Annotated in this window: 21 protein-coding genes; 11 read left to right on the top strand and 10 right to left on the bottom strand. The window is 62.4% G+C overall.

Translation table 11 applies throughout. From position 1 onward, the window contains the following. Positions 1-79: 79 nt before the first annotated feature. Positions 80-1,600 (bottom strand): hypothetical protein, encoded by a 1,521-nt coding sequence (locus tag F4X08_07215; GenBank protein ID MYD25587.1) that lies wholly within the window; start codon positions 1,598-1,600, stop codon positions 80-82. A gap of 236 nt (positions 1,601-1,836) precedes the next feature. Here F4X08_07215 and F4X08_07220 point away from each other — a divergent pair, with 236 nt between their 5' ends. The 3 genes from F4X08_07220 to F4X08_07230 all read left to right on the top strand — a co-directional run bounded on the left by F4X08_07220 (position 1,837) and on the right by F4X08_07230 (position 3,573). Then, positions 1,837-2,679: a helix-turn-helix transcriptional regulator gene (locus F4X08_07220; protein MYD25588.1), complete on the top strand. Its 843-nt coding sequence runs from the start codon at positions 1,837-1,839 to the stop codon at positions 2,677-2,679. Between the two features lie 97 nt (positions 2,680-2,776). Beyond that, positions 2,777-3,250, top strand: coding sequence for a VOC family protein (locus tag F4X08_07225; protein MYD25589.1), 474 nt, complete (start codon positions 2,777-2,779; stop codon positions 3,248-3,250). Further along, positions 3,247-3,573 (top strand): hypothetical protein, encoded by a 327-nt coding sequence (locus tag F4X08_07230; protein MYD25590.1) that lies wholly within the window; start codon positions 3,247-3,249, stop codon positions 3,571-3,573. Before F4X08_07225 ends, F4X08_07230 begins: the two co-directional genes overlap by 4 nt. A 65-nt stretch (positions 3,574-3,638) precedes the next feature. Here F4X08_07230 and F4X08_07235 read toward each other — a convergent pair whose 3' ends face one another. Next, positions 3,639-5,468 (bottom strand): ankyrin repeat domain-containing protein, encoded by a 1,830-nt coding sequence (locus tag F4X08_07235; GenBank protein ID MYD25591.1) that lies wholly within the window; start codon positions 5,466-5,468, stop codon positions 3,639-3,641. A gap of 50 nt (positions 5,469-5,518) precedes the next feature. Continuing rightward, positions 5,519-6,742 carry a hypothetical protein gene (locus F4X08_07240; protein MYD25592.1) on the bottom strand — a complete coding sequence of 408 codons (1,224 nt, stop codon included), beginning with the start codon at positions 6,740-6,742 and terminating at the stop codon, positions 5,519-5,521. Between the two features lie 169 nt (positions 6,743-6,911). On the opposite strand from F4X08_07240, the gene F4X08_07245 reads away from it, so the two are divergent. Next, entirely contained in the window at positions 6,912-7,781 is an 870-nt protein-coding gene (locus F4X08_07245) for a hypothetical protein (protein MYD25593.1), read from the top strand. A gap of 11 nt (positions 7,782-7,792) precedes the next feature. Here the strand turns inward: F4X08_07245 and F4X08_07250 are convergent, their stop codons facing one another. From F4X08_07250 to F4X08_07260, 3 genes are all read right to left on the bottom strand, one after another. Further along, on the bottom strand, positions 7,793-9,490 hold the full coding sequence (locus F4X08_07250) for a hypothetical protein (GenBank protein ID MYD25594.1): 1,698 nt from the start codon (positions 9,488-9,490) through the stop codon (positions 7,793-7,795). 95 nt (positions 9,491-9,585) lie between these two features. Then, positions 9,586-10,494, bottom strand: coding sequence for a hypothetical protein (locus tag F4X08_07255; protein ID MYD25595.1), 909 nt, complete (start codon positions 10,492-10,494; stop codon positions 9,586-9,588). Between the two features lie 3 nt (positions 10,495-10,497). Then, positions 10,498-10,908 carry a hypothetical protein gene (locus F4X08_07260; protein ID MYD25596.1) on the bottom strand — a complete coding sequence of 137 codons (411 nt, stop codon included), beginning with the start codon at positions 10,906-10,908 and terminating at the stop codon, positions 10,498-10,500. 338 nt (positions 10,909-11,246) lie between these two features. Between F4X08_07260 and F4X08_07265 the strand changes: the two genes are divergently transcribed. Continuing rightward, on the top strand, positions 11,247-12,329 hold the full coding sequence (locus tag F4X08_07265; GenBank protein MYD25597.1) for an aminotransferase class V-fold PLP-dependent enzyme: 1,083 nt from the start codon (positions 11,247-11,249) through the stop codon (positions 12,327-12,329). Positions 12,330-12,344: 15 nt separating this feature from the next. Next, positions 12,345-13,451 (top strand): DNA/RNA nuclease SfsA, encoded by a 1,107-nt coding sequence (gene sfsA / locus F4X08_07270; protein ID MYD25598.1) that lies wholly within the window; start codon positions 12,345-12,347, stop codon positions 13,449-13,451. 24 nt (positions 13,452-13,475) lie between these two features. Here sfsA and F4X08_07275 read toward each other — a convergent pair whose 3' ends face one another. Beyond that, positions 13,476-14,087, bottom strand: a complete 612-nt coding sequence (locus tag F4X08_07275; GenBank protein MYD25599.1) for a hypothetical protein — start codon at positions 14,085-14,087, stop codon at positions 13,476-13,478. 97 nt (positions 14,088-14,184) lie between these two features. Between F4X08_07275 and F4X08_07280 the strand changes: the two genes are divergently transcribed. From F4X08_07280 to F4X08_07300, 5 genes are all read left to right on the top strand, one after another. Further along, positions 14,185-15,405 carry a DNA polymerase IV gene (locus F4X08_07280; protein ID MYD25600.1) on the top strand — a complete coding sequence of 407 codons (1,221 nt, stop codon included), beginning with the start codon at positions 14,185-14,187 and terminating at the stop codon, positions 15,403-15,405. 57 nt (positions 15,406-15,462) lie between these two features. Beyond that, on the top strand, positions 15,463-16,155 hold the full coding sequence (locus F4X08_07285) for a hypothetical protein (GenBank protein MYD25601.1): 693 nt from the start codon (positions 15,463-15,465) through the stop codon (positions 16,153-16,155). Next, positions 16,082-16,585 carry a DUF1761 domain-containing protein gene (locus tag F4X08_07290; protein MYD25602.1) on the top strand — a complete coding sequence of 168 codons (504 nt, stop codon included), beginning with the start codon at positions 16,082-16,084 and terminating at the stop codon, positions 16,583-16,585. Before F4X08_07285 ends, F4X08_07290 begins: the two co-directional genes overlap by 74 nt. 69 nt (positions 16,586-16,654) lie before the next feature. Continuing rightward, positions 16,655-17,293 carry a pyridoxamine 5'-phosphate oxidase gene (pdxH, locus tag F4X08_07295; GenBank protein ID MYD25603.1) on the top strand — a complete coding sequence of 213 codons (639 nt, stop codon included), beginning with the start codon at positions 16,655-16,657 and terminating at the stop codon, positions 17,291-17,293. A 49-nt stretch (positions 17,294-17,342) separates the two neighbouring features. Further along, entirely contained in the window at positions 17,343-18,404 is a 1,062-nt protein-coding gene (locus F4X08_07300) for a Gfo/Idh/MocA family oxidoreductase (protein ID MYD25604.1), read from the top strand. 23 nt (positions 18,405-18,427) lie between these two features. Here F4X08_07300 and F4X08_07305 read toward each other — a convergent pair whose 3' ends face one another. From F4X08_07305 to F4X08_07315, 3 genes are all read right to left on the bottom strand, one after another. Further along, on the bottom strand, positions 18,428-19,285 hold the full coding sequence (locus F4X08_07305; GenBank protein ID MYD25605.1) for a ZIP family metal transporter: 858 nt from the start codon (positions 19,283-19,285) through the stop codon (positions 18,428-18,430). A gap of 85 nt (positions 19,286-19,370) precedes the next feature. Continuing rightward, the gene (locus F4X08_07310) at positions 19,371-20,120 is read right to left on the bottom strand and encodes an SDR family oxidoreductase (GenBank protein MYD25606.1); all 750 of its coding nucleotides are present in this window, start codon (positions 20,118-20,120) and stop codon (positions 19,371-19,373) included. 18 nt (positions 20,121-20,138) lie between these two features. Then, the gene (locus tag F4X08_07315) at positions 20,139-20,933 is read right to left on the bottom strand and encodes a hypothetical protein (protein MYD25607.1); all 795 of its coding nucleotides are present in this window, start codon (positions 20,931-20,933) and stop codon (positions 20,139-20,141) included. Positions 20,934-21,125 lie beyond the last annotated feature (192 nt).

A 21,125-nucleotide genomic window follows, 5' to 3' on the forward strand; every position in this document is an offset into this window, starting at 1 on the left:
CGCCCCGTCTCGAAGCTTAGGTCCCGGGCGGGGAACCTGCCTTCTCGCCCGGATCCTCCGCGTTCCTTCGATGGCCGCCTCAGTCCTCGATATACTGCGACAGTACCGCGTCCATGGCGGCGTTGCCGCTGGGATAGCGTCCTTCCGGAACGCCGAGACCGTGGTCGAGCAGCAGGCCGAGGGCGGCAGGATACCCGCCGTTATCCCGATTCCACTGGCAGTGCATCACGGCGTGGACCGTGTCCTGGAAATACCCGCCGATGGGCTCGGTGGAGGCGCCCCGCCGGAGGAGGAAGTCGACCATCTCGGGATTCCCCTTGCACAGGGCCCAGTACAGGGGTGTGGCCTCCATCCAGCCCCGGGCGTCAATCGGCCAGCCCAGGTCCGCCATGAGACGGACCGCGGTCCAGTTGTCCACCTGGGCCACGTGGCTGATCAGGGTTTTGTCGTCGTCGTTCAATTGGTTCAGGTGACGACTTCTAAGCCTCTGCACGACTTCGAGATCCGTGTTCGCACACGCAATCACGAACCGGTCATATTCGGAGGTAGGGGACGGCTCGGCGCCATGCTGCCTGAGGAGTTCGGCCACATCGCGTCGGCCGAGGCGACGCGCAAAGTCGAGCGGCGTCCACCCGACGATCCCGAGCGCCGTGCTCTTACCTGTCGAGGTGCGCGCATTGGGGTCCGCGCCGGCCACCAGGAGCGCGCCGATCACTTCTACCGTGTTGTTTCGCTTTACGGCCCAGTGCAGGGACGTTTCCCCGTCGGCGGGATGGATGGCGTTGGGATCGGCGCCCTGGTCGAGAAACCACCGAATGCCCTCGGTCCAGTTCATGTCCATGACATGCTTGATGCAGTAGGAAACCGCTTCCGCGTCCAACCCGTTCGCGGCGACCGTATCCAGCAGTTCCAGGTTGAACTTCTCGCAGGCGTGGTACAGGGACTCGTTGTCGTTGGGGTCGGCGCCCGCGTCCACCAGCACCCGGGCCGCCGGCACGCAGTTGTTTTCCACGCATCCGTAGAGGGCCGACTCCTTCCAGTCGTCATCGTTCACCCAGTAGCTGTCCGGGTCGGCACCGTGCCGCAGCAGCAGTTCCAGGATGCGGACCATGGCGTCGGCGCGTTCGGTCAGATAGCAGGACCATGTCGCATGTAGGATCGGGGTCCAGTCTCTCGGGCCGCCCTTTGTCGTGGCCGTGGTAGGATCAGTCGCCAGCATGTCTGTGACGGCATCCAGGTCCCCGGCGGCGCAGGCGGCGTGGATATCCCCCCGGGTGAGTTCCGGTGACGATTCGAGCACGGCCTCGGCGCGTTTCCGATCGCCCCATAACCAGGCCGAGGACAGGAACATCTCCCGTTTCTCGTCCAGGTTCCCGGCAGCGATTTCGAGGTGGATCTTCAGGTGGGGCCAGGATCTGAACCCATGTTCCCGGGCGATGGCATGATAGGCGTCCGACAGCACGACGCGGTCGCGCCGCGCGCCGGTGGCCGACCGGATTCTGTCGACGGCGCCTTCTTTGCCGCTGCGCGCGGACTTCAGCAGCGTTTTCGCCTGCAGCCTGAGATGGCGTATATCGGGATGGGAAGGCAGGGACGGCATGGAACCTCCTTCGCGCGGCCATGAGACCGCCGGAACACCCGTGTGTCCGCCGTACGGGCAGGAAGAAGGTTGCCAGTACAGATGGGAACCAACGCAGGTGAACTTGTGTTCTTTCCGCGGACGGGCGGCGTCCTGCACACACCGGTCATGGAATGGTACAGGCGCCTTGCGGTTGCGTCAAGGGAAAGCGTCCGGCTTGACGGAGGCCGCTTTTCCTGTTACCTATCGCATCAGTCATGATCTATCGGGAATTCGAAACGCACGCCGTTCTCGCGCCTTACGTTCAACTCGTATGGATGATGGAGTCCGAGCACGAGGACGACCACGCGCCCAGGTCGCTCATCGTTCCGGACGGCATAGTGGAGATCGTCTTCCATTACGGCGATCCGTGGATCACGACGGTGGCGGGCGGGAGGCGATTGGTCCAGCCGCGGAGCTTCGCGGTCTCCCAGATGCGCAAGTATATCGAAATCGAGTCCAACGGCCGGACCGGCTTCGTGTCGGTGCGCTTCTATCCGTGGGGCGCCTACCACTTTTTCGACAACCCAGTTCACAGTTTTCTGGATGATATGGTGAGCACGGCGGCCCTATGGCCGGTGCATTACGAGGAAATGACGGAGAAACTACACGTGGCGGCAGGCGGCGCGGGCGTTGCGAGCAGCACGGGCGGTGCAGACGGCGCGGGCCTCGCCTCTGTCGTGCAGGGGTTCCTGCTGGACCGACTGGAGGAGCATTACAAGGATGACGTAGCGCTAGACGAGGCGGTCAAGCTCATCCGGTCCACGGGCGGGCAACTGTCTGTCGAAGAGGTCGGTGAACGCGTCGGTCTCTCAAGAAAGCAGTTGGAAAGGAAGTTCGTGGCTACGGTCGGCACGACGCCGAAGACCTTCGCCCGCATCAGCCGGTTTCTAAACATCTGCCATCATCTGGACAGGTACCGGGACAGTACGCTGACCCGACTGGCCCACGAATGCGGGTACTTCGACCAGGCCCATTTCATCCGGGAATTCAATGCCTTTACCGGGTTTACCCCGAAGGCGTTCTTCGCTAAAAACAACGTGAAATTCGCGGAACTTTAGGTTTGTGTCTCATTTTTACAATTATATCACACCACACTTTGTATCTTTAGTCATGAAAGTATCCTGACGTCGGCGAACCCGCCATCCGCGCGGCGGCCTGGCGAACCCGCCACCCGCTCGGTGGCTTACCGTAAGGAGACCTATCGTGAAACTGGTACCCTATCTGGCATTTAACGGTCAATGCGAGGAGGCACTCGAGTTTTACCGGAACTGTCTGGGCGGTTCAGTCGTGAATCTGAGTCACTACAGCAAAGACCAGGACATCGGCATGGATATCCCCGACCACATGGTGGGAAAGGCCATGCACATGTCCATCCAGTTCGGAGACAACATGCTCATGGGTTCGGACCATATTGAAACGGTCCCTTCGGACACCAACATCTCGCTTTCGATCGACTTCGCGAGCGTGGATGAACAGGAGCAGGCATTCAACGCCATGTCCGCCGGCGGCGAGGTGACCATGCCGTTGCAGGATACCTTCTGGGGTGCTCGTTTCGGAATGATCACGGACAAATTCGGCACAAACTGGATGTTCAATTGTCACCTGGATACACAGGAGCAGCCGTCATGAAGCGCGTACCATTGGGATTGATCGCCGGCGCGGTGCTTGGTCTGCTGGACGGGCTGTCCGCGTTCCTGATTCCCGAGGCACAGGGCATGATGACCGAAATCATCGTGTGGGGAACGGCGAAGGGCCTGGTCACGGGTCTGCTGGTCGGCATGATCGCGTGCAGAATCGATGGGGTAGGCAAGAACGTGCTGGCCGGCGGCGCGGTGGGTGCGGTGCTTTCTCTGCTCGCGGCGGTCTCCACGGGATCCTACGTCGAGATCGTGCCTCCGGGGATCGTCGTCGGTTTGCTGGCGGGCCTGGTCGTATCGAAATGGGGAAAGTGATCCCGGGAAACGGTTGAGGATTCATCGGGATGGGCGTCATGCTATCCGGCGCGGCGGGTGCCGATTCAGGTCCCCGGGCGGTCCTTCGGCGCGTCCGCGACGTCTGATTCCACGCCCCCGTATCCGCGCAGCAATTCGGCCAGGTCGTCCCTTCGACTCAAACCGGCAAGACGCTCCAGCCTGTCGAGCGGTGTCAGGCCCGCGTTGTTTCTGGCATTGACATCGGCTCCGTGCGTTACGAGCAGCCGGAGTATCTCCTCTGTATCCTCCATCCGGTTATCCACGTCGAGACCGTGCAGCGGCGTGTTCTCCGCGTCGTCCCGTTCGCGGGCGCAGGCGGGGTCATGCTCCAGTAGCTCCCGAACGCGGACCAGCAGATCCGATTTTACGGCCCGGTGTATCCCGGCAAACGGTGCCAGATAGTCGACCACGTGGTCCTGCTGGTAGTGGCTGGCATGGCCGATTGCCTCGATGCCGTGTCCCCCGTCCCGTTGTGACGCATCGACCCCCAGTTCGACCAGCAGCTTGATCATGTCCAGGTGGCCGTACCGGGCTGCTTCGTGCATTCCGCAGGCATTCAAGTCGAACCCCAGTTCGGCCATCAGCCGGACCGCGTCCCCGTTGTCCGATCCAATGGCGTTCTCCATGAGCGCGTTACCGCGATCTCCGAGTTTTTCGACAAGCAATGGATCGCGGGTCAGCAACGTGCGTGCCCGGTCCCGGTCTCCGCTGATGCATGCACCCGCGAACCGGTCCAGGTCGTCCAGCGGGATCGACCTCGCGCCGCGGGCTGCCAGATACTCGGCGATGGCCTCATTCCCGTGATAGATGGCTTCGCCGTAAGGGGATCGCGCATCAGGACGGTGAGAAGGCTGGTTAACGTCTGCCCCGTTCTCCACCAGCAGGCGTATCCGGTCCGGATAGTTCCACCGGGCGGCCCACTGCAGTTGATAGGCCAGCATGTCAGCCGGACTGCTCACCCAGCCCCTAGATTGCTCGCCCAGTGACCGGTGCCAGGGCCGTTTCCCTTCCTTTCCCAGTCCGTGGGCGAACAGGAACCTCAGGTGCACGTCGTCACGGCTGAACATCCGGTTGTAGAGCGTCTGAGCGTCGTTAGGATCGGCGCCGGCCGCGATCAGGATCTCCGCCAGGTCGTAGCAGTTCCGGTGTGGCGGGCACCTTGCCGGACCGTTTTCCCCCTCGCCGAATACACCGGTCAGGACGGTGTAAGGACAGGGGAAACCGGCCCAAAGATAGCCCGCGTTCGGGTCGGCGTCGTGGGCGAGCAGCAACCGGACTACTTCGACGGCCGCAGGTTCCGATGTCTTCGGTTCCAGACGGGAAAACGCCACGTAGAGCAGCGGTTCCCAGCCATGGGGGCCGCCCGGAGTCTTCGCAAGTCCGGGGCTTGCTTCCAGAAAAGCGGCTAAGGCGGAAAGGTCACCGGCCGCGGCGGCGGCGTAGATACTCATCCGGGAAAGTTCCGGATGGGCGTCCAGCATGCTCCGGGCCCTTGCCCACCTCGACGGGTGGTCCTGGGCGCCCTGGGTCAGACAGGCGAGACGAAGGAAATCGTCGGCGAATCCGGCGCCGTCACACGGTTTCGACGGCGTGGGTTCCACGTTGGGGCTGCGTGTGAAGTCTTCGACCGTGCGGAAGTATCGTTCGACCCGGCTCCAGTCCGGGAACCCGTAGCTTCGGGCCACGGCGTCGCGGGCGTCCTGCAGGGTGAGGGTGGGCGGATCCGGGTTGGGCTGGTTCCGGGCCGTCTTACCCTGTGCTGCTTCCGCCCCGGTCCGGTGTGCCTCGAACAACTCGCGGGCTTCGCCGGCGATATCGTTCAGGGTGACCGGGTACGGCCATGGTTTTGTAGGGAGTGGATCCAATTCTGGCATGCTGCTTATTCTCGGGTTCGGATCGGCCGCCCGCGGCCTGCGGGTACGGTTCAGCCACCCGCCTCCGTGACGCGTCGAAGCGCGTCCTGGTTGACGAGATCGGGATAGGCGAATCTCCGGGCGTACTCGGCCGCCGTCACATCCCTCCACGTGTATTCCCCGCCCTCCGGCGTCGGTTTGCGAAGGGACGCGCGCACCGCCAGGTCGGCTCCGTGTTCCAGGAGCAGGTCCGCCATGTCTGTGAAGTTGCGTGGTACGTGAAGAGAAGCCATGGCATGGAATAGCGGCGTCCAGCCCCCGTATCCCTCGTCGTCGGTCCCCACGGGCGCATTGACGTCGGCGCCTTGTTCAAGCAGCCATCCGGTCATTTCCACGTCGCAGAACTCGACCGCCATGTGAAGCAGCGTTACGCCGCCGGCCAAAGGGGTCGCACAGGCGTAAGGAGCGGGATGCCTGATCCCGAAGTCCGATGGAAAGATTTCCTCCGAGCTGAACAGCCTCTCGAGCATGTGAGGATCGCCGTCCAGGTGCCACTCGAGACCGTCCCTGTCCCGGAGATGCAGCGCCATGGGCGGCGTGTCCGGCAACATGATGCCCGCCTGCTTAAGGACGCGCAGGCACGCGGCTTTGTCGACAGGTCGTCTTTCATTCGTCGCCAGGACCATCCCGGCGTTTTCCGGCGTGAGCGTACCGCCCGCCGAAGCCAGGCGGTCCAGCATCGCCGGCGCCAACGTCATGCAGGGATAGTCGATCACCCGGTACGGTACACCGGAGGGCGAGGTCGTCGACGCGTCGGGGTTTGCGCCGCAGTCGAGCAGCAAGTCGACGGCAGGGAGGTTCCGATCGAAGCACGCCGCCGCCCGCAACGCCTTCTCCTCCCCTTCGTGTACATCCGCTCCGGCATCGATCAGGGTCTTCATGACCCCGGTCCTGCCGAAAAAGGCGGCATAGGCCAGCGGCCGGTAACCGTTGTGCCGGCGCCGTTTTATCCAGTGCCCTTCCCGGTGTATCAGTCCGGGATCGTCCCGCAGCAACAGCCTCAACCGATCGGTATCGTCCGCCTGGATCGCCCGTTCGAGTGCCCCCATGGCGCCGATCGACCCGACGTAGGACGCTAGTTTCGACCAACTGGGAAATCCGTACCGCGCGGCGATCTGCTGCCGTGCATCGGACAGCGATGGGCAGGAACCTTCCTCGAGAAGGCCTTCAGCCTCCGCTTCCAGCCGATCCAGGTCGGGGTGATCGGGAAGTTGTACTATGACTGTATCGGCCATGCTTTCTCACTATTTACGCGATCATGCTTCCATTCCAACTTCAATAGGACTACTGTCTATACGAATGTTTGTTCATCTTCCGGACACATGCGCGGTAATGTCCGGGGATTGTTCGGTATTGTGCGGTACGAATGTAATACGAAACCCTCCGCCGTAGACAGGGGTAGTCATGGGTTTGGATTTCTCGTTTCTACCTGTTTTGCCCCAGGTGGAAACGCTCAAGCGAGTCGCACCTGAAATCTGGTCCAACGAAGAGGTGCGGGCCATCTGGATCGAAGGCAGCTTCGGACAGGAGACCGCGGACCGGTACAGCGACGTGGACCTTCGGTTGGCGGTTCCCGTCGCGCGATTCCGGAAATGGGAAACTCCCGATTTTACGGCGCTTTTCAAGGGCCTGTGTATCGCGCACCAAAGGCTTTTTCCGCAAGAAGAAGCGATCTTGCATCACGTTCTGCTCGAAACCGGCGAAATGTACGACCTCGGCATCCAGCGGATCGATCGGCTTGCCCTGCATGGCACCAGCCGCCTGCTTGGTTGCCGGGACCCCGCGCTGGCCGGGAGTTTCACGGAACCGGTCACTGTATCGGCCGCTGTATCGCCCGGATCGCCGGGTACGGATCCGGATCCCGGTACTGTAGGCCAGTTGATCGTCGATTTCTGGATTAACTCCAACAAACATCGCAAGGTGCTGTACCGCGGGCTCGATCCCATGGTCATCGTGGGGCTGCAGACCGAGCGCGCCATCCTGATCCGGCTCTGGGCGATACACGCATCGGGACAGGATTTGGGTGCGGCGAAACCGACTATTCATACACTGACGCCCCAGATTCGGTCGATCGGGAAAACCGGGAGAAACGCACTGGAAGTCCTCGGAGCGCCGGTGCGAAACCGCACCGAACTGAAGGCGCTGATCGAACGGCATCGGGATGAGGTCGCCCGCGTCGGGCGTTCGCTGGCTGAGCAGTATACCTTCGCCTATCCCGAGGTCGTGGAAGCGACGGTCCGAGCCGGCTGGGAGGAGTTTCTTTCCACGGATTGATGACCCGTCGGTTATGCATCCTCAGCCCTCCACTCCCGAATCAGTTTCGCGATCTCATCTTCTCCTTTATCCGCGGCAATCGCCAGCGGACGGGTCCAGGGCCAGTCGGCCAGGACGGGGTCGGCGCCATGTTCCAGCAGCTGGCCAACCATGCCGGTCTGGCCGTGCTCGACCGCGACGGCCAGGGGCGTGCGGCCATCTTTCTCATCGAGTACGTTCACCGACGCGCCCCGTTCGATCAGGGACCGGGCGGTGGATGCCCAGCCCTGCCGGGCGCAGACGTGCAGGTAGGTCTGGCCCTCGAAAGTGCGGCGGTTCGGATCCAGGCCCGCCGCGACTAGCTTGCCTGTATTCGCGGCGTTGTCGCCCCAGCCCGGCAGGTACTGAAGATCAACCAGGCGTCCCGGCGTTTCGGGATCGTCGGCCAGCAATGTATCGATCAGTCGCTCGTCTTCCGAACCGATCACCTCGGCGGCCACGTAGGGATCCCGGACCCGTTTTAATTTGCCGTCCACCAGGTTCCGGAGGGCTACGCGGTCCAGGCTCCAGGACGGCGGGTACACTGCGCCGTGACGTATGAGCAGGTCTCTAGTGGCTTGATCGTCCGTGCCCGCGGCGCATCCGCAGGAGTCCAGTTCCACGTTGGGATTGGCGCCGCTTTCAAGCAGCAGGGCGACCAGATCCGTCTGCTTGTGCCACACGGCCACGAAGAGCGCTTCGTCTACGGCGTGTCCGTCGGTGCCCGCTTCGAGCAGCAGTCGAACGATGGGTTCATGTCCTGCGCGCACCGCATAGGACAGGGGGGACCTCAGGGCGGCATCGCGGTGCTTCTCGGCGGGATGCGCTTCGAGGATCGACACTGCCCTTTCGAAGTCGCCCAGGTGGCAGGCCGCTGAGATGCCGTAATGTGCGCCGTTCTCTAACAGAAACTCCGTGAGCCCGAGATTTGGATCCGGCGGGTCGAGTCCGAATCCGACATCGAAGGACAAGGTCAGCGGGGTCTTACCGTCCGCGCGCCGTGAATCAATGGGTACGCCGCGGTCCAGAAACAGCTCGATCAGGTCTTTCCGGCCATTCAGTACGCACAGGTGAAGCCCGTTGTTCCCGTCTTCGTCCGCTCGCCCGGCCAATTCGGGCCGGCCGCTCAATTCAGATGCAACACGCTCGAATGCAACGCCCTCGAAGTCGCATGCCTTTATGAGATCGGCGATCTCCCAGAACGCGGGATCGTAGCCGAGCCGGGCGTTCATCGCTTTCTCGAGTACTGCTGCCACGTCGTCAAAGCCGCGTTCCCGGGCGCCTTCTAGAAGACTCCCCCAGGTCGAATTGAATATGTTGAGCCCGGGATCGGCGCCTCGGTCGAGCAGCAGTTGCACGGCATCGGAATGGCCGTGGCGCGCGGCCATGTGCACCGGCTGGGTGTACCAGTGCAAGGCGTTCACCAGGCGCGGATCTTCGTCGAGGAGCGCCGCAATGGCCGCCAGATCTCCGGCAGCTCCGGCCTTGAACAGCGACCAGGCGGCTTCTCCGTCGATCCAGTCGGTCTCGTCGCCCCAGCGGTCGTCGTAGTAGGGCCGTCCGTAATCGGGACCCAGACCCGGACAGATCATGAACCCGGTCCGGCAAGCGTACAGGTGCACCCGCCCCCGGAACTTCCCGGGAAACGCCATGCGCGCGGCGCGATCGGGGTACTTTCCTTTGATTTTCACTGCGTTGCTCCAAACCGTTGCTCGATGATGCCGATCCGTTACCCGATCGACCCTGTTGTGTTGCCTGGCAGATGCCGCCCGGCCGATCCTCGTTTTCAACCGGTGTGGCCGCCAAGTTCAACCAGCGTGTGGAATGCCGTCCGTCCCCTCGCGGAGGCTGCACAGTCCAGCGGCGTTCTGCCCCCGTGGTCCAGCGCGTCCGGGTCGGCGCCGGCTTCGATCAAGGCGCGGACCGTATCGGTTCCCGTTCCTCTCGCGCAGACCAGGTGCAGCGCGGTACGGCCTTCACCATCCCGGAGGTTGGGATCAGCCCCAAGATCCAGGAGAAGACGGACCCGCTTGCCGTGACCGTGATTGGCGTCGTGGTGCAGTAGGGTGCGACCGTCCACCCACTCGTTGATGTCCCAACCGTGCCTGACCAGCAGTTCAAGGCCCTCGGCCATCGACGCGCTCGGCGTATGCTTGAGTCCGCCCCGGTTCGGTTCCGCGCCGTTTTCCAGCAGGAATCGCGCGCCTTCCACGGTGCCGAATCGCAGTTGCATCATGAGCGGGGTTTCCCCGGCGCACCCCACGGTAGTCAGGGCGTTCACGTCGGCCCCAGCGCCCAGCAGTAGACTGCCGACAGGGACGGACCGCCAGTGATGTATCGCCAGGGCGATCCCCCGGCCTCCGGTGAACTCGGCATGTACGAGTTTGGGATCGTCCGACAGCCCGGACCGGACCGCTTCGATCCGGTCCGCCATCACGGCATCCCTGCAGGCGCGCACCCGATCGGGAATCAGAAGGTCCGCGATCGCCCGGTGGACCGGCTTATAGCAGTGGCCGCAATTTCGGCGGACGAACTCCCGCAGCAGAGGGTGGGCCGCGATCCCGTCGTAGCCTGCGAGCCGTGGCCGGCTTTCGACAGCGGCCTGCGCGGCTTTCAGATCCCCTCGTGCAAACATCGCAAGGAAGGCTTCGTCAGATCCGGACTCCATACCGGTTGGACCCTCCGGGTACGTCATGTCTCAATCTCTGGCAGCCAACCGCCCGCCGATCCATGCCATAGGCAGATACCCACCGACCAGGTCCATCGCGATGAACCAGCCCGGCGCGGGCAGCATCATGGCGTTGGCGATGCCGCCGAGGAGGAACAGCGATCCGATGAGCATGGATAGCTTCAGCCTGTGCCCCGACGCAATCTTCACGGCCAGATACGCGCCTGCCAGGGTGCCGGCCGCATGGACCAGAAAGGGAAAGACGAAATGCCGGAACTGAAACAGGTGCATGGACGACGCCAGGGATTCCATATCCGTTACGTCGACGCCGGGCGGCGGCGGAATGACCATAGGACTTAACACTATCAGGCCCATGTTGACCGCGCTGCCGGCCGCCATGCCCAGGACCACCGCCAGGACGATTCTGACCGTTTTACCCATGGTGTGCCCTCCTGGTCAGGTGAGGAGAATGGCTGCGTATTTACATCGTATAGACACGAATAGACACGTATATACATCGTATAGACTTCTAAACCTGAAATCGCTTGTTCCACCCACGGTCCACAACCGGCCAGGTTCCGGCCGGATCCATGCCTGGTGCGAATTCCGGTTGCTGTGAAATCTACCCCCAACTGGACGTGCAGGCAAAGCAAATCACCGGCAGATAATGGCCTTGTCCGGTATTCGTCCCGGAAGTACGTTGGTTTTCGTCGTCCGAATCCAGTCGGACCTCAGCGTGCCATCCGCTTAAGACAGATGAAGCTTGCAAGGGAGCAGACATGGGAGTTTACGAGGAACTGGGCATCCGGCCGTTCATCAACGCCGCGGACCACTACACGCGGTACGGCGGGTCGATCATGTGGCCTTGCGCGGTAGAAGCCATGGTCGAAGCGTCCCGCCAGTACGTCAACCTGTTCGAGATGCAGACCCGGGTCGGCGAGGCCATCGCCGAGTTGACGGGGAACGAAGCCGCCTACGTGAGCTGCGGCGCCGCGGGCGGGATCGCGCTGGCGGTCGCGGCCTGCATGGCCGGCACGGATCCGGAAAGGATCGTACAACTGCCCGATACGACGGGCATGAAGAACGAGGTGATCGTGCACCGGTGCGCGCGGTTTTACGAGGATATTGCCATCCAGGTTCCCGGGGCGACGATCGTGGAAATGGGCGACGAGCGCGGCGCCACGGTACCACAGCTCGCCGCGTGCATCAACGAGCGTACGGCCGCGGTGTTGACCCTGTCTCCGTGGGGCCGCATGCTGCCCATCGACCGGATTGTCCACATCGCCCACGGACACGGCGTACCGGTACTCGTGGACGCGGCGTTCAGTATCCCGCCCAAGGCCAATTTCCGATACTTCACCCGCGAACTGGGAGTCGATGCCATCATCGCCAGCGGCGGCAAGGCGATCCGCGGCCCCCAGACCACCGGGCTCGTCATCGGCAGGAAGTCCATCGTGGAAGCATGCGCCGCCCACGGCAATCCTAATCGGGCCATCGGCCGCACGATGAAGGTCGGCAAGGAAGAACTGGCCGGTATCTACGCGGCGGTAAAGTACATCATGGAAAGAGATGAGGACGCGGTCCGCAGGGAAGTCAACCGTATGGGGCTGGATATCCGAAAGGGGTTGTCCCCGTCCTCCCTGGTGAAGTCGGTCAAGCGGAGCGGCGACGTGGTCTCGGTTGACATCGACCTCGCCCGGGCCGGGTGGTCGGACCAGGAATTTGAGCGGCTGTTGCTCGCCGGCGAACCTTCGATCGTGACCTGGTGCAGGAACGGAAGCTTCCGGGTGAAACTGGGTACGCTGCAGCCGGGCGAGGTGGACCGGGTGATCCGACGGCTGCGGGAACTGCTATGCGACTGAGCGTGCAGGATCGGCATGTCACCTGAACCTTCGTTCTATTCGCCCATTACTTCCCTCTCCCTCGTCGAGGGGACGTATCTGTCGCGGCCCAACCGATTCAGCGTAACGTGCCTGGTCGACGGCATGGAGGAGTACGTCTTCATGCCGAATCCCGGCAGGATGAGGGAACTGCTTCTGCCAGGGGTAATGCTGATCCTCGCTGATCACGGCCCGCAGGCAAACCGAAAGACTCGGTATACGGTGATGGCCGTGCGCTACCGGGAGCGCATCGTGTTCCTCCACACCCATCTGAACAACCTCGCGGCGCGCAACCTGGTCGAAGGCAGGGCGGTCCCCGGACTGAGGTACTTCGCGGTCGCGGGATCGGAGATGACCGTTGGCCCCCACCGGTTCGACCTTCTCTTGCGGGACACCGCGGCGGACCTGTACCTGGAAGTGAAATCCTGCACCCTGTCCGCGAACGGGATCGCCATGTTTCCCGACGCGGTCACGGAACGGGGGCGCAGGCATCTGCTGGCCCTGGCACAGATGCACGCGGAGGGAAAGCGGGGCGCCCTGCTGTTCCTGATTCACCACGGAAACGCCAGGGCTTTTCTGCCGGATTATCACACGGATTTCGCATTTGCCAAGGCATTCTGCGACGTGAAGGACCGACTGCCCGTCCTGGCCGTTGCCCTGGAGTGGACACCGGACCTGCGATTCCGAGTCTCGAATCCGAGGGTAATCATTCCGTGGGACACCATCCGCACAGAATGTGTGGACTGCGGCCACCTGGTCTGCGTCGCGCGTGGTGGGACGGGATACCGGATTACACTGACACGCTATTCGGACGAACTCTCGCGAAAGTTAGTAATGCGGATGCGAACGCGCACACGCACTCGTGCGGGTCGCGCGGACCGCCCAGGCCGCCCAGGCCGTGCAGGTGCTGTATACCCCGTCCGGTCCTCCATCGACGCTTCGGAGAGTATGGCGGGCATGCTTTCAGGGCTTTATGGTAACCCGTCAGAAGACGCCGACGGCTGGACGTTCAGGTGTGCAACCGACCCGGTACCAACGCCCGAGTTTCAAGAGGCGCTCCTGGACTTCCGCATGCCGCGCCGGCTGCGACCGGGTTCGCACTGAAACGCCTTTCATCGAAGCAGCGTCTTAGCTGAGCAACTGCTGCACGTCCGGCGACCGGTGGTTGCGGACCGCGTAGTCCAGCGGCGTTTCTCCCCGGGAGGATTTTGCCGACCGGTCCGCGCCGTGGGCCAGGAGCGTTTCGATGATTACCCAGTCGGCCCCCGCGGCGGCGAAATGCAGGGCCGTTTCACCGTATACGTGTCCGGGGTCGGTCGTCGGCGCGTCTTCGTGGCAGGCCTGATCGACGCTGGCGCCGTTCTCGAGGAATAAACGCACGACGTCCGGGAGGTTGTGCTGGACCGCCACGTGCAATCCCGTGACGCCGTTCATGGGCTGGGCGAGATTGATGTCGGCGCCCGCTTCCAGGTAGAGGCGCAGGTACCGCAGTTGGCCTCGGTACGCGGAAAACGTCATGAGGATGCCCTCGTCGAATCCCGCGAAGTTCACTTCAGTACCCACGGAAAAAAGGTATCTCATGATCTCGTAATGTTCATCGGTTTCCTGCTGAGGCGGAATGTGGGCGGGGGTAATGATCGCCGCATCGGCGCCAAGCTCGATCGCCCTGTACACTTTCGCCGGGTCGCCATTCTCCACGGCGTCGATCAAGGTCGAGTTCAGGTCTGCATGTCCGGACACGATCACCTCACTTCCGCCGGCCGCCCTGGGAAAAAACGCCCTGAGCCTACAGGTCAACAAAGCCCTTGTATGCCAGCCGTGCGTTTAGTTTAATAGGATGTATAGTACTCGGTCAATACATTCACTTCCACGCCTGCTTACATCTACAGTGTATCGCCCACGCACCATTCTGCACGCGGATATGGATGCCTTCTTCGCGGCCGTCGAGCAGCGGGACCGTCCCGAACTGCGCGGCAAACCGGTCATCGTCGGAGGCGACGGGCCGCGGTCCGTCGTTTCCACCTGTTCCTACGAGGCGCGCGAATTCGGCGTACACTCCGCCATGCCGGGCACGACGGCCAGGAAGCTGTGTCCACAAGGGATCTTCCTGCCCGTCAGATCGGAGGCCTACGGAGCGGTTTCACGGCAGGTCCAGGAGATCTTCCACCGGTATACGCCCCTCGTCGAGCCGTTGTCGCTTGACGAGGCATTCCTGGACGTCACCGGTTCGTCGCAGCTGTTCGGAGACGGCGAAGCGATCGCCCGGTCGATCAAGGCGGACGTGCTGAAGGAAACGCGCCTTACCATATCCGTCGGCGTGTCGCCGTGCAAATTCGTGGCCAAAGTGGCTTCCGACCTGGACAAGCCCGATGGCCTGGTGATCGTCCCGCCGGACCGCGTACTGGATTTTCTGGCGCCTCTGCCCGTTTCCTGCCTATGGGGCGCGGGCAGGGACATGCAGGAACGCATGGTCCGTCTCGGACTCCGGACGATCGGGGACGTGCAGCGGCGATCATCGGAGGAACTGCAACGGCTGCTCGGCAGCGCCGCCGGCGCACATTTCGCGCAGATCTCCCGGGGGCAGGACGACCGGCCCGTAGTGACCGGGCATCCCGCGAAGTCGGTCGGCCACGAAAACACGTTCGGCACGGACCTGGCGGACCGGGAGGAATGTCACGGCGTGCTGGTGGACCAGAGCGACAAGGTGGGACGTCGGCTGCGGAAAGCGGGGCGACTGGGCAGGACGGTCCGGGTCAAGGTCCGGTTCGGGGATTTCAAGACCCTCACCCGGCAGGCGGCCGTGGCGCCGACAGACAACGACTTCGTCATCGGCAAGGCGGCCGTGGAACTGTTCGACGGTGTTTGGGACGGCAAGACGGGCATTCGGCTGCTCGGCGTGGCCGTCGGCAACCTGGTTAGACCGGAGGAGCCCGTGCAAACCGATCTCTTCACGGAAGGCGACCGGCAGTCGGATCGTCTCGTGCGCGCGCTCGACACCATACGGGACCGCTACGGCCGCCGCGCCATACGACACGGCGCATCCACAATGAAAGCCTGATCGGCGATATTAGCCTGATCCGCGTTCGCACCTACGCATAACAGGGACGGGAGGACTATGATAAAAAAACTGTTGCTGGTCTTTGTCGTCGCGGTCGTGGCCGGTGTGTCCGTGATGGGCTATTACCTGTGGAAGGGCCCCGACCTTTCCTCCTATGGCCATCTCGTCGAACCTGCGATTTCAACCATGCCGCCTCAGCGGATGATCGTGGTCGAGGCCAGGGGCGATCCGGACCACGTAGCATCCGAAGCTTACGAAATGCTGTACGATCTGTACTACAGCGTCAATGGCGTGGATTACTGGCCCCTTCCGGCGCCCAGGGCCCGTTGGCCGGTCTCGCCCGATCTCCCCAGGGAAGAGTGGGTCGGTATCTATGGCATACCCGTTCCCGATTCGGTGGCGGAACTGCCGGAGTATGTCCACATACCCGGCATGACGGTTTCTCTTACGACCTGGGATTATGGAGAAGTCGCGGAACTGCTCTACATCGGTCCCTATGAAGACGAAACCCCCTCCATTGAAAGACTGCGGAACTTCGCGGCCGAAGAAGGATATGCATTCGCCGGTCCCCACGAGGAAGAGTACCTGAAGGGACCCGGCATGATTTTCAGGGGTAACCCCGAGGAATACGTCACCATCCTGCGTTACGTGATCAAACCGATGACGGAACCTTCGGATGGCGGAACCACCTCGGACCCTACCGGCAGTACCGAAGGTGAAGGACTGGAAGGAACGGTCGTACCACAATAAACCCATGCTGAACCAAGGAGGCGTCATGCTTGAGTTAACCGGACTGAACTGGCTGGCCATTCTCGTGGCAACGGTTGCTGGATTCGCACTGGGCGGGATCTGGTACGGCCCGATTTTTGGCGAGGCATGGTTGGCCGCGCTGGGCAAGACGGCAGACCAGATTCAACCATCCGCCACACCGTTCGTCATCAGTTTCTTCACCTCCCTGGTCACGGCGATCGTACTCGCGATGTTCATCAGCGCCTTGAACATATCGACGCTGGGCGGAGGTATATCGATCGGGCTTCTCGTGGGCATCGGTTTCATCGCCACTGCGATGGCTTCGGACAGCGCCTTCGGCGACACCGGGCTGAAACTGTGGTTGATCCAGTCCGGATACCGTGTGCTCTACAGCGTGTTGATGGGCGCGATTCTCGCCGTGTGGCGTTAGGCGGACGGCACGGTCAGCACAGACGGCTCGGTCAGCACAGATAGCATGGACAGCACAGAAAGCACCCTCATGGACCCGGACGCACTCCGCAGGGAATACGTATTTGGCAGTCTGGAAGAACAGGATCTGAACGCAGACCCGTTCAAGCAGTTCGACATCTGGTTCGGGAACGCGGTCGACGCGGGGATCGACCTGGCGGACGTGATGACGGTCGCCACGGCTTCGCAGGCCGGCGTGCCATCGGCCAGGATCGTCGTATTGCGGGGAGTCGACGAGCGGGGGTTCGTGTTTTACACGGACTACCGTAGCGCGAAGAGCCGGGACCTGGATGAGAATCCCAGGGCCGCGCTGGTGTTCTACTGGCGCGAGCTCGGACGCCAGGTCCGGATTACGGGCGCGGTTCAACGGGTAGCTGAAGAAGAATCCACCCGTTACTTCCGGTCCAGACCCCTGGAAAGCCGCCTGGCGGCCCTGGCCTCGAGCCAGAGCGAGATCATATCCGATCGGAAGGTGCTGGAAGACCGCTACGAAGCGCTTAAGGCGGAACACCCCTCAGGTGACGTCCCCTGTCCCGACAATTGGGGCGGGTTCCGCGTTTCTCCAGATGAGTTCGAATACTGGCAGGGCAGGGAACTCCGCCTGCACGACCGCATTCGGTACCGGCGCGGCGCAGACGGCAATTGGGTGATCGAACGGCTATCGCCCTAAATCCCGTTGCCGCCCTGGATCCTGCCGTCCCTGACACAGGAAACAAGCGATGACTAAAAATCAAGCAATGACACAGAAGGAAAATGCGATTCGGTTCGGCGTAGTTGGCTGCGGAGGGGCCGGCCATGCCGCCATCCGTTCGGCCTGTGCCAGCACGCTGCTCGACGTCGTCGCGATCAGCGACCTGATCGAGGAGCGACTGAACCGGGTGGGCCGTGAGGATGGCATCCCGCGTCTGTACGGACCTTACCAGGACCTGCTGGCCGACAAGGACGTGGAAGCCGTCCTCCTGGCGGTGAATCCGCCCGCCCGCTATCCCATGGTCCTCGACGCGATCGCCGCGGGCAAGCACGTGCTGGTACAGAAACCGCACGCCACCCGCGCCGACCACATCCTGACATTCAAGGAAGCGGCCGAGCGCGCCGGCGTAACGATGCAGTTCTGCTTCTTCATGCGTCATGCCCCGGTGAACCGCAGGACGCGGGTCGCGTTAAGCCGGGGGCGCATCGGCGAGCCGTACCACGCCCGCATCTTTCTGAAATACAACCACAGGGCGCCGTTGGACAGTCCCGAGGCCTGGACCCACGTCTTCGGCCAGAAGGGCGGCGCATTGGGCCAGCACGCGTCCCACGAGCTGGACCTGGCCTGGTGGTGGATGGGCTGTCCGGATCCCCAGTGGGCCTTTGCCGCCAAGCACGTCGTCGAGGCACTGTATGACGGACCGGAAGGACCGGCCGAAGACTATTTCTCGGGGATAGCCGGCTTCGAAGGAGGCAAGACGATCCAGATCGACTGCTCCCGCTGGGTGCACTGCGATACGCCCACCGTGGTGGAGGTCTACGGTAGCGAGGGCGCCTATTCCCACGGTCAACTTTGGCAGATGGAGGACGGCGTTTTCACCTCCCGGGAGATCGACGACGAATCCGACGTGCCCCATTCCGATCCGCCGAAAGACGGCCTGCCCTTCTTCCATGAAGTCGAACACTTCGCCCGGGCGGTCGCCGGCCGCGTAAAGCCCGATGTGAATGCGAATGACGCCTACCGGTACATGCAACTGCTCGACGCGATGTACGACAGCGCGAAGACCGGCGAAAAAGTGCACATCGGCTGAGTGAACGGGAGGTTCGCCGCGGGTCAGTGGGCGTGCGCCCATTCCACCAGCAGCGCCATCAGTCCGATACCCAGGATGACCAGGGCGAATTTAAACACGCGGTCGTGGTCCCGGGTGGGCATGGGCTGGTCGTCTTCGCCGGCGAGCACGCTCATGACGAATTTCGCCACGCGTACATTGCGCCTCGAAAGTTCCGCGTCGATGATGTCGATGATCGCCACGTAAATGAACGTTCCCGCCGCAAGGGCGTTAAAACTTCCCTCGATCACGGTCGTGACGGTCTCGTTTTCATGCAGGGTCATGCCGGCCCCCATTCCGATCAGAATGCCCAATGGTGTCATCGATACGAAAACCGCCAGGATGGGCCGATGGCGGCGCTGTTCGATGCCGGCCCGAAGGACGCTGATCATCAGTGCGAAGGCGGCTGATCCCTTGTGACAGAGGATCCCGAGCAATATGATGGCCAGCCCCGTAAAGTGGGATTCGATACCGAGGGATATGCCCGCAATGACGGAATGGACCGACAGCAGCACCAGCAGTACGTACGGGTAGATACAGTGTTGCTCTCCGTCTTCGGTATGCCCGGTGTCGTGATGCTCTCCGTAAACGACACGATCAATGAGCAGCAGTGCCACCAGGCCGATCGCGGCCAGCAGCACGGCCAGGGGATAATCCGTGACCCCCTCGAGCTTTTCTATACCCTCCGGCAGCAGGTGGATAAACCCGACGCCCAGAAACAGTCCGCCCGCGAAAGCGTTTCCCAGCGAAAAAAACCGCCGGCTGTTTTCGTGTCTGGCGGCGTATAGGGGGATCAGCCCGCCGATCACCGCGATGGCCAGTATCGCGGCCGCGGAAAGTAGCTTGAATGTCAATAGGGACATGAGTTTGATTCTCCGGTCGTCGGCGACATCGACGATTCCAAAAGCGGCTAGACTCGGAATTCAGTGTCCTGAAGCAGTAAGTCTTTCATCGCGCCGCCCATCCGCCGTCTACGGCCAGCGCGTAGCCCGTCGTGAAGGAGGACCGGTCCGAACAAAGCCAGAGAATCGCGTCCGCCACTTCCTCGCCCTTGCACCAACGTCCCATGGGGTGACGTCCGTCGTCCTCTTTGACCTCGGTGAAGACGCGGGGAAAGCGAAGGGACGGTCGGGCCAGGCTGCCGGGGCATACCGCATTGATCCGGATGCCTTCCCGGGCGTATTCCAGCGCCGCAGATTTCGTCAGGCCGATCACGCCGTGCTTGCTGGCGGCGTAGCCGGACATGCCGCCTATGCCCACAAGGCCGGCGACAGACGAGACGTTCACGATGGCCCCGCCACCCTGATCGAGCATGGCGGGAATCTCGTATTTCATGGAGAGCCAGACGCCCTTTAGGTTGACGTCTATCATGTCATCCCACCGGTCTTCTCTCCACTTGTGCGTCAGTGCCTCGTACCTGTAGACGCCCGCGTTGTTTACCGCGAAATCCAGGCGTCCGAAGCGTTTTCGGGTCTGCCGTACCGCTGCCCGGACCTGGGCGGCGTCGGTTACATCGGTGCGAATGAAGTGCACCTTCTCGCTGCGTGTCCGGAATAGCTCCAGGCTGCGTGCGCAGGGGGTCAGGTCCGCCGCGGTCACCGAAGCGCCGGCCTCCAGCATCGCTATCGTCGTGAATCGTCCGATTCCTTTGCACGCACCGGTTACCAGGGCAGTTTTGCCGGTGAAGTCGTAGGCCATGGTCTGATTCCGTGCCGCCTAGAGCAGGCGGACGATGTCCTCGCTTCGCCCGACCCTGCGGGCTACTTCGCGCGGCGTTTCATCGGCGGCGTTGGCCTGGGACCGGCCGCAGCCGGCGGCAATCAGCGCTTCGATCACTTCGGACCTGTTCAGCTGGGCGGCCATGTGCAGCGGCGCATCGCCCTGGTAGACGGGGCCCCAGTCCGACTGTACGCCGACGCCCGCACGGTGGTTCGGATCCAGGCCGGCTTCCTTGAGAATGTGAATGTTCTCGAGGTGATCGGCAACCTGTTCGTCGCCGGGCCTGACTTCCGCGGCGGAATGAAAGGCGGAAGATCCGTTATGGGGATTAATCTGTCCGGGATCGGCACCCAGCCGGATCTGCATCTTCAGCCGTTCGGGATCGATCTGCCACACCGCGAAATAAACCGGCGCGCCCCCGTTGTCGTGCCACTGGTTTATGTCGCCGCCATGATCGATCAGGTACCGCGCCATACGTTCTTCACGGCATACACAGAGGGGCCGGCCGTGCACGTTTTCGATATTGGGGTCGGCGCCTGTTTCGACGAGCAGCTCCACCATGTCGAAGTTTATCCTGCGTTCCACCTGGCGCCAGTCGATCTGCTGATGCGGAGGACCGCCGACGGCAAAGGACAGGGTATATACCGGGAAGCGGCCCTCCCGATAGGGATCGTCGAAGGCTTCGTGGCAGAAATCGGCCAGAGACGGGTCTTCGGCCAGCATTTCGGCCATGAGGCCAAGGTCTTCGGCGTACACGGCGCCGATCCACTGTTTTTCCTTGTCAAATCGCATCGTCCGCTCCCATAATATCGACAAATCATGGTTAGTGCCGCCGGGTTGCACTGTCAATACAAACCTCGATATGCCCCAGCAGTTAAGAGAGTCGCCTGAAACGCATCGGATTAAAGTTTCCGGCAAATTGGGTTCGAATTCTTGACCGAAACACAAGTATTTGTAACGCCGACCGTTCTAATTGACACTAAC

Source organism: Gemmatimonadota bacterium, assembly GCA_009841265.1.
In the GTDB taxonomy this organism is placed as follows: domain Bacteria; phylum JAAXHH01; class JAAXHH01; order JAAXHH01; family JAAXHH01; genus JAAXHH01.

Coding starts and splice junctions, on each gene's coding strand:
- F4X08_07265 (MYD25597.1), top strand. CDS start 11,247: ATGGGAGTTTACGAGGAACTGGGCATCCGGCCGTTCATCAACGCCGCG.
- F4X08_07280 (MYD25600.1), top strand. CDS start 14,185: ATGTATAGTACTCGGTCAATACATTCACTTCCACGCCTGCTTACATCT.
- F4X08_07235 (MYD25591.1), bottom strand. CDS start 5,468: ATGCCAGAATTGGATCCACTCCCTACAAAACCATGGCCGTACCCGGTC.
- F4X08_07240 (MYD25592.1), bottom strand. CDS start 6,742: ATGGCCGATACAGTCATAGTACAACTTCCCGATCACCCCGACCTGGAT.
- F4X08_07230 (MYD25590.1), top strand. CDS start 3,247: ATGAAGCGCGTACCATTGGGATTGATCGCCGGCGCGGTGCTTGGTCTG.
- F4X08_07220 (MYD25588.1), top strand. CDS start 1,837: ATGATCTATCGGGAATTCGAAACGCACGCCGTTCTCGCGCCTTACGTT.
- F4X08_07305 (MYD25605.1), bottom strand. CDS start 19,285: ATGTCCCTATTGACATTCAAGCTACTTTCCGCGGCCGCGATACTGGCC.
- F4X08_07290 (MYD25602.1), top strand. CDS start 16,082: ATGGCGGAACCACCTCGGACCCTACCGGCAGTACCGAAGGTGAAGGAC.
- F4X08_07315 (MYD25607.1), bottom strand. CDS start 20,933: ATGCGATTTGACAAGGAAAAACAGTGGATCGGCGCCGTGTACGCCGAA.
- sfsA (MYD25598.1), top strand. CDS start 12,345: ATGTCACCTGAACCTTCGTTCTATTCGCCCATTACTTCCCTCTCCCTC.
- F4X08_07300 (MYD25604.1), top strand. CDS start 17,343: ATGACTAAAAATCAAGCAATGACACAGAAGGAAAATGCGATTCGGTTC.
- F4X08_07215 (MYD25587.1), bottom strand. CDS start 1,600: ATGCCGTCCCTGCCTTCCCATCCCGATATACGCCATCTCAGGCTGCAG.
- F4X08_07285 (MYD25601.1), top strand. CDS start 15,463: ATGATAAAAAAACTGTTGCTGGTCTTTGTCGTCGCGGTCGTGGCCGGT.
- pdxH (MYD25603.1), top strand. CDS start 16,655: ATGGACCCGGACGCACTCCGCAGGGAATACGTATTTGGCAGTCTGGAA.
- F4X08_07260 (MYD25596.1), bottom strand. CDS start 10,908: ATGGGTAAAACGGTCAGAATCGTCCTGGCGGTGGTCCTGGGCATGGCG.
- F4X08_07310 (MYD25606.1), bottom strand. CDS start 20,120: ATGGCCTACGACTTCACCGGCAAAACTGCCCTGGTAACCGGTGCGTGC.
- F4X08_07245 (MYD25593.1), top strand. CDS start 6,912: ATGGGTTTGGATTTCTCGTTTCTACCTGTTTTGCCCCAGGTGGAAACG.
- F4X08_07255 (MYD25595.1), bottom strand. CDS start 10,494: ATGACGTACCCGGAGGGTCCAACCGGTATGGAGTCCGGATCTGACGAA.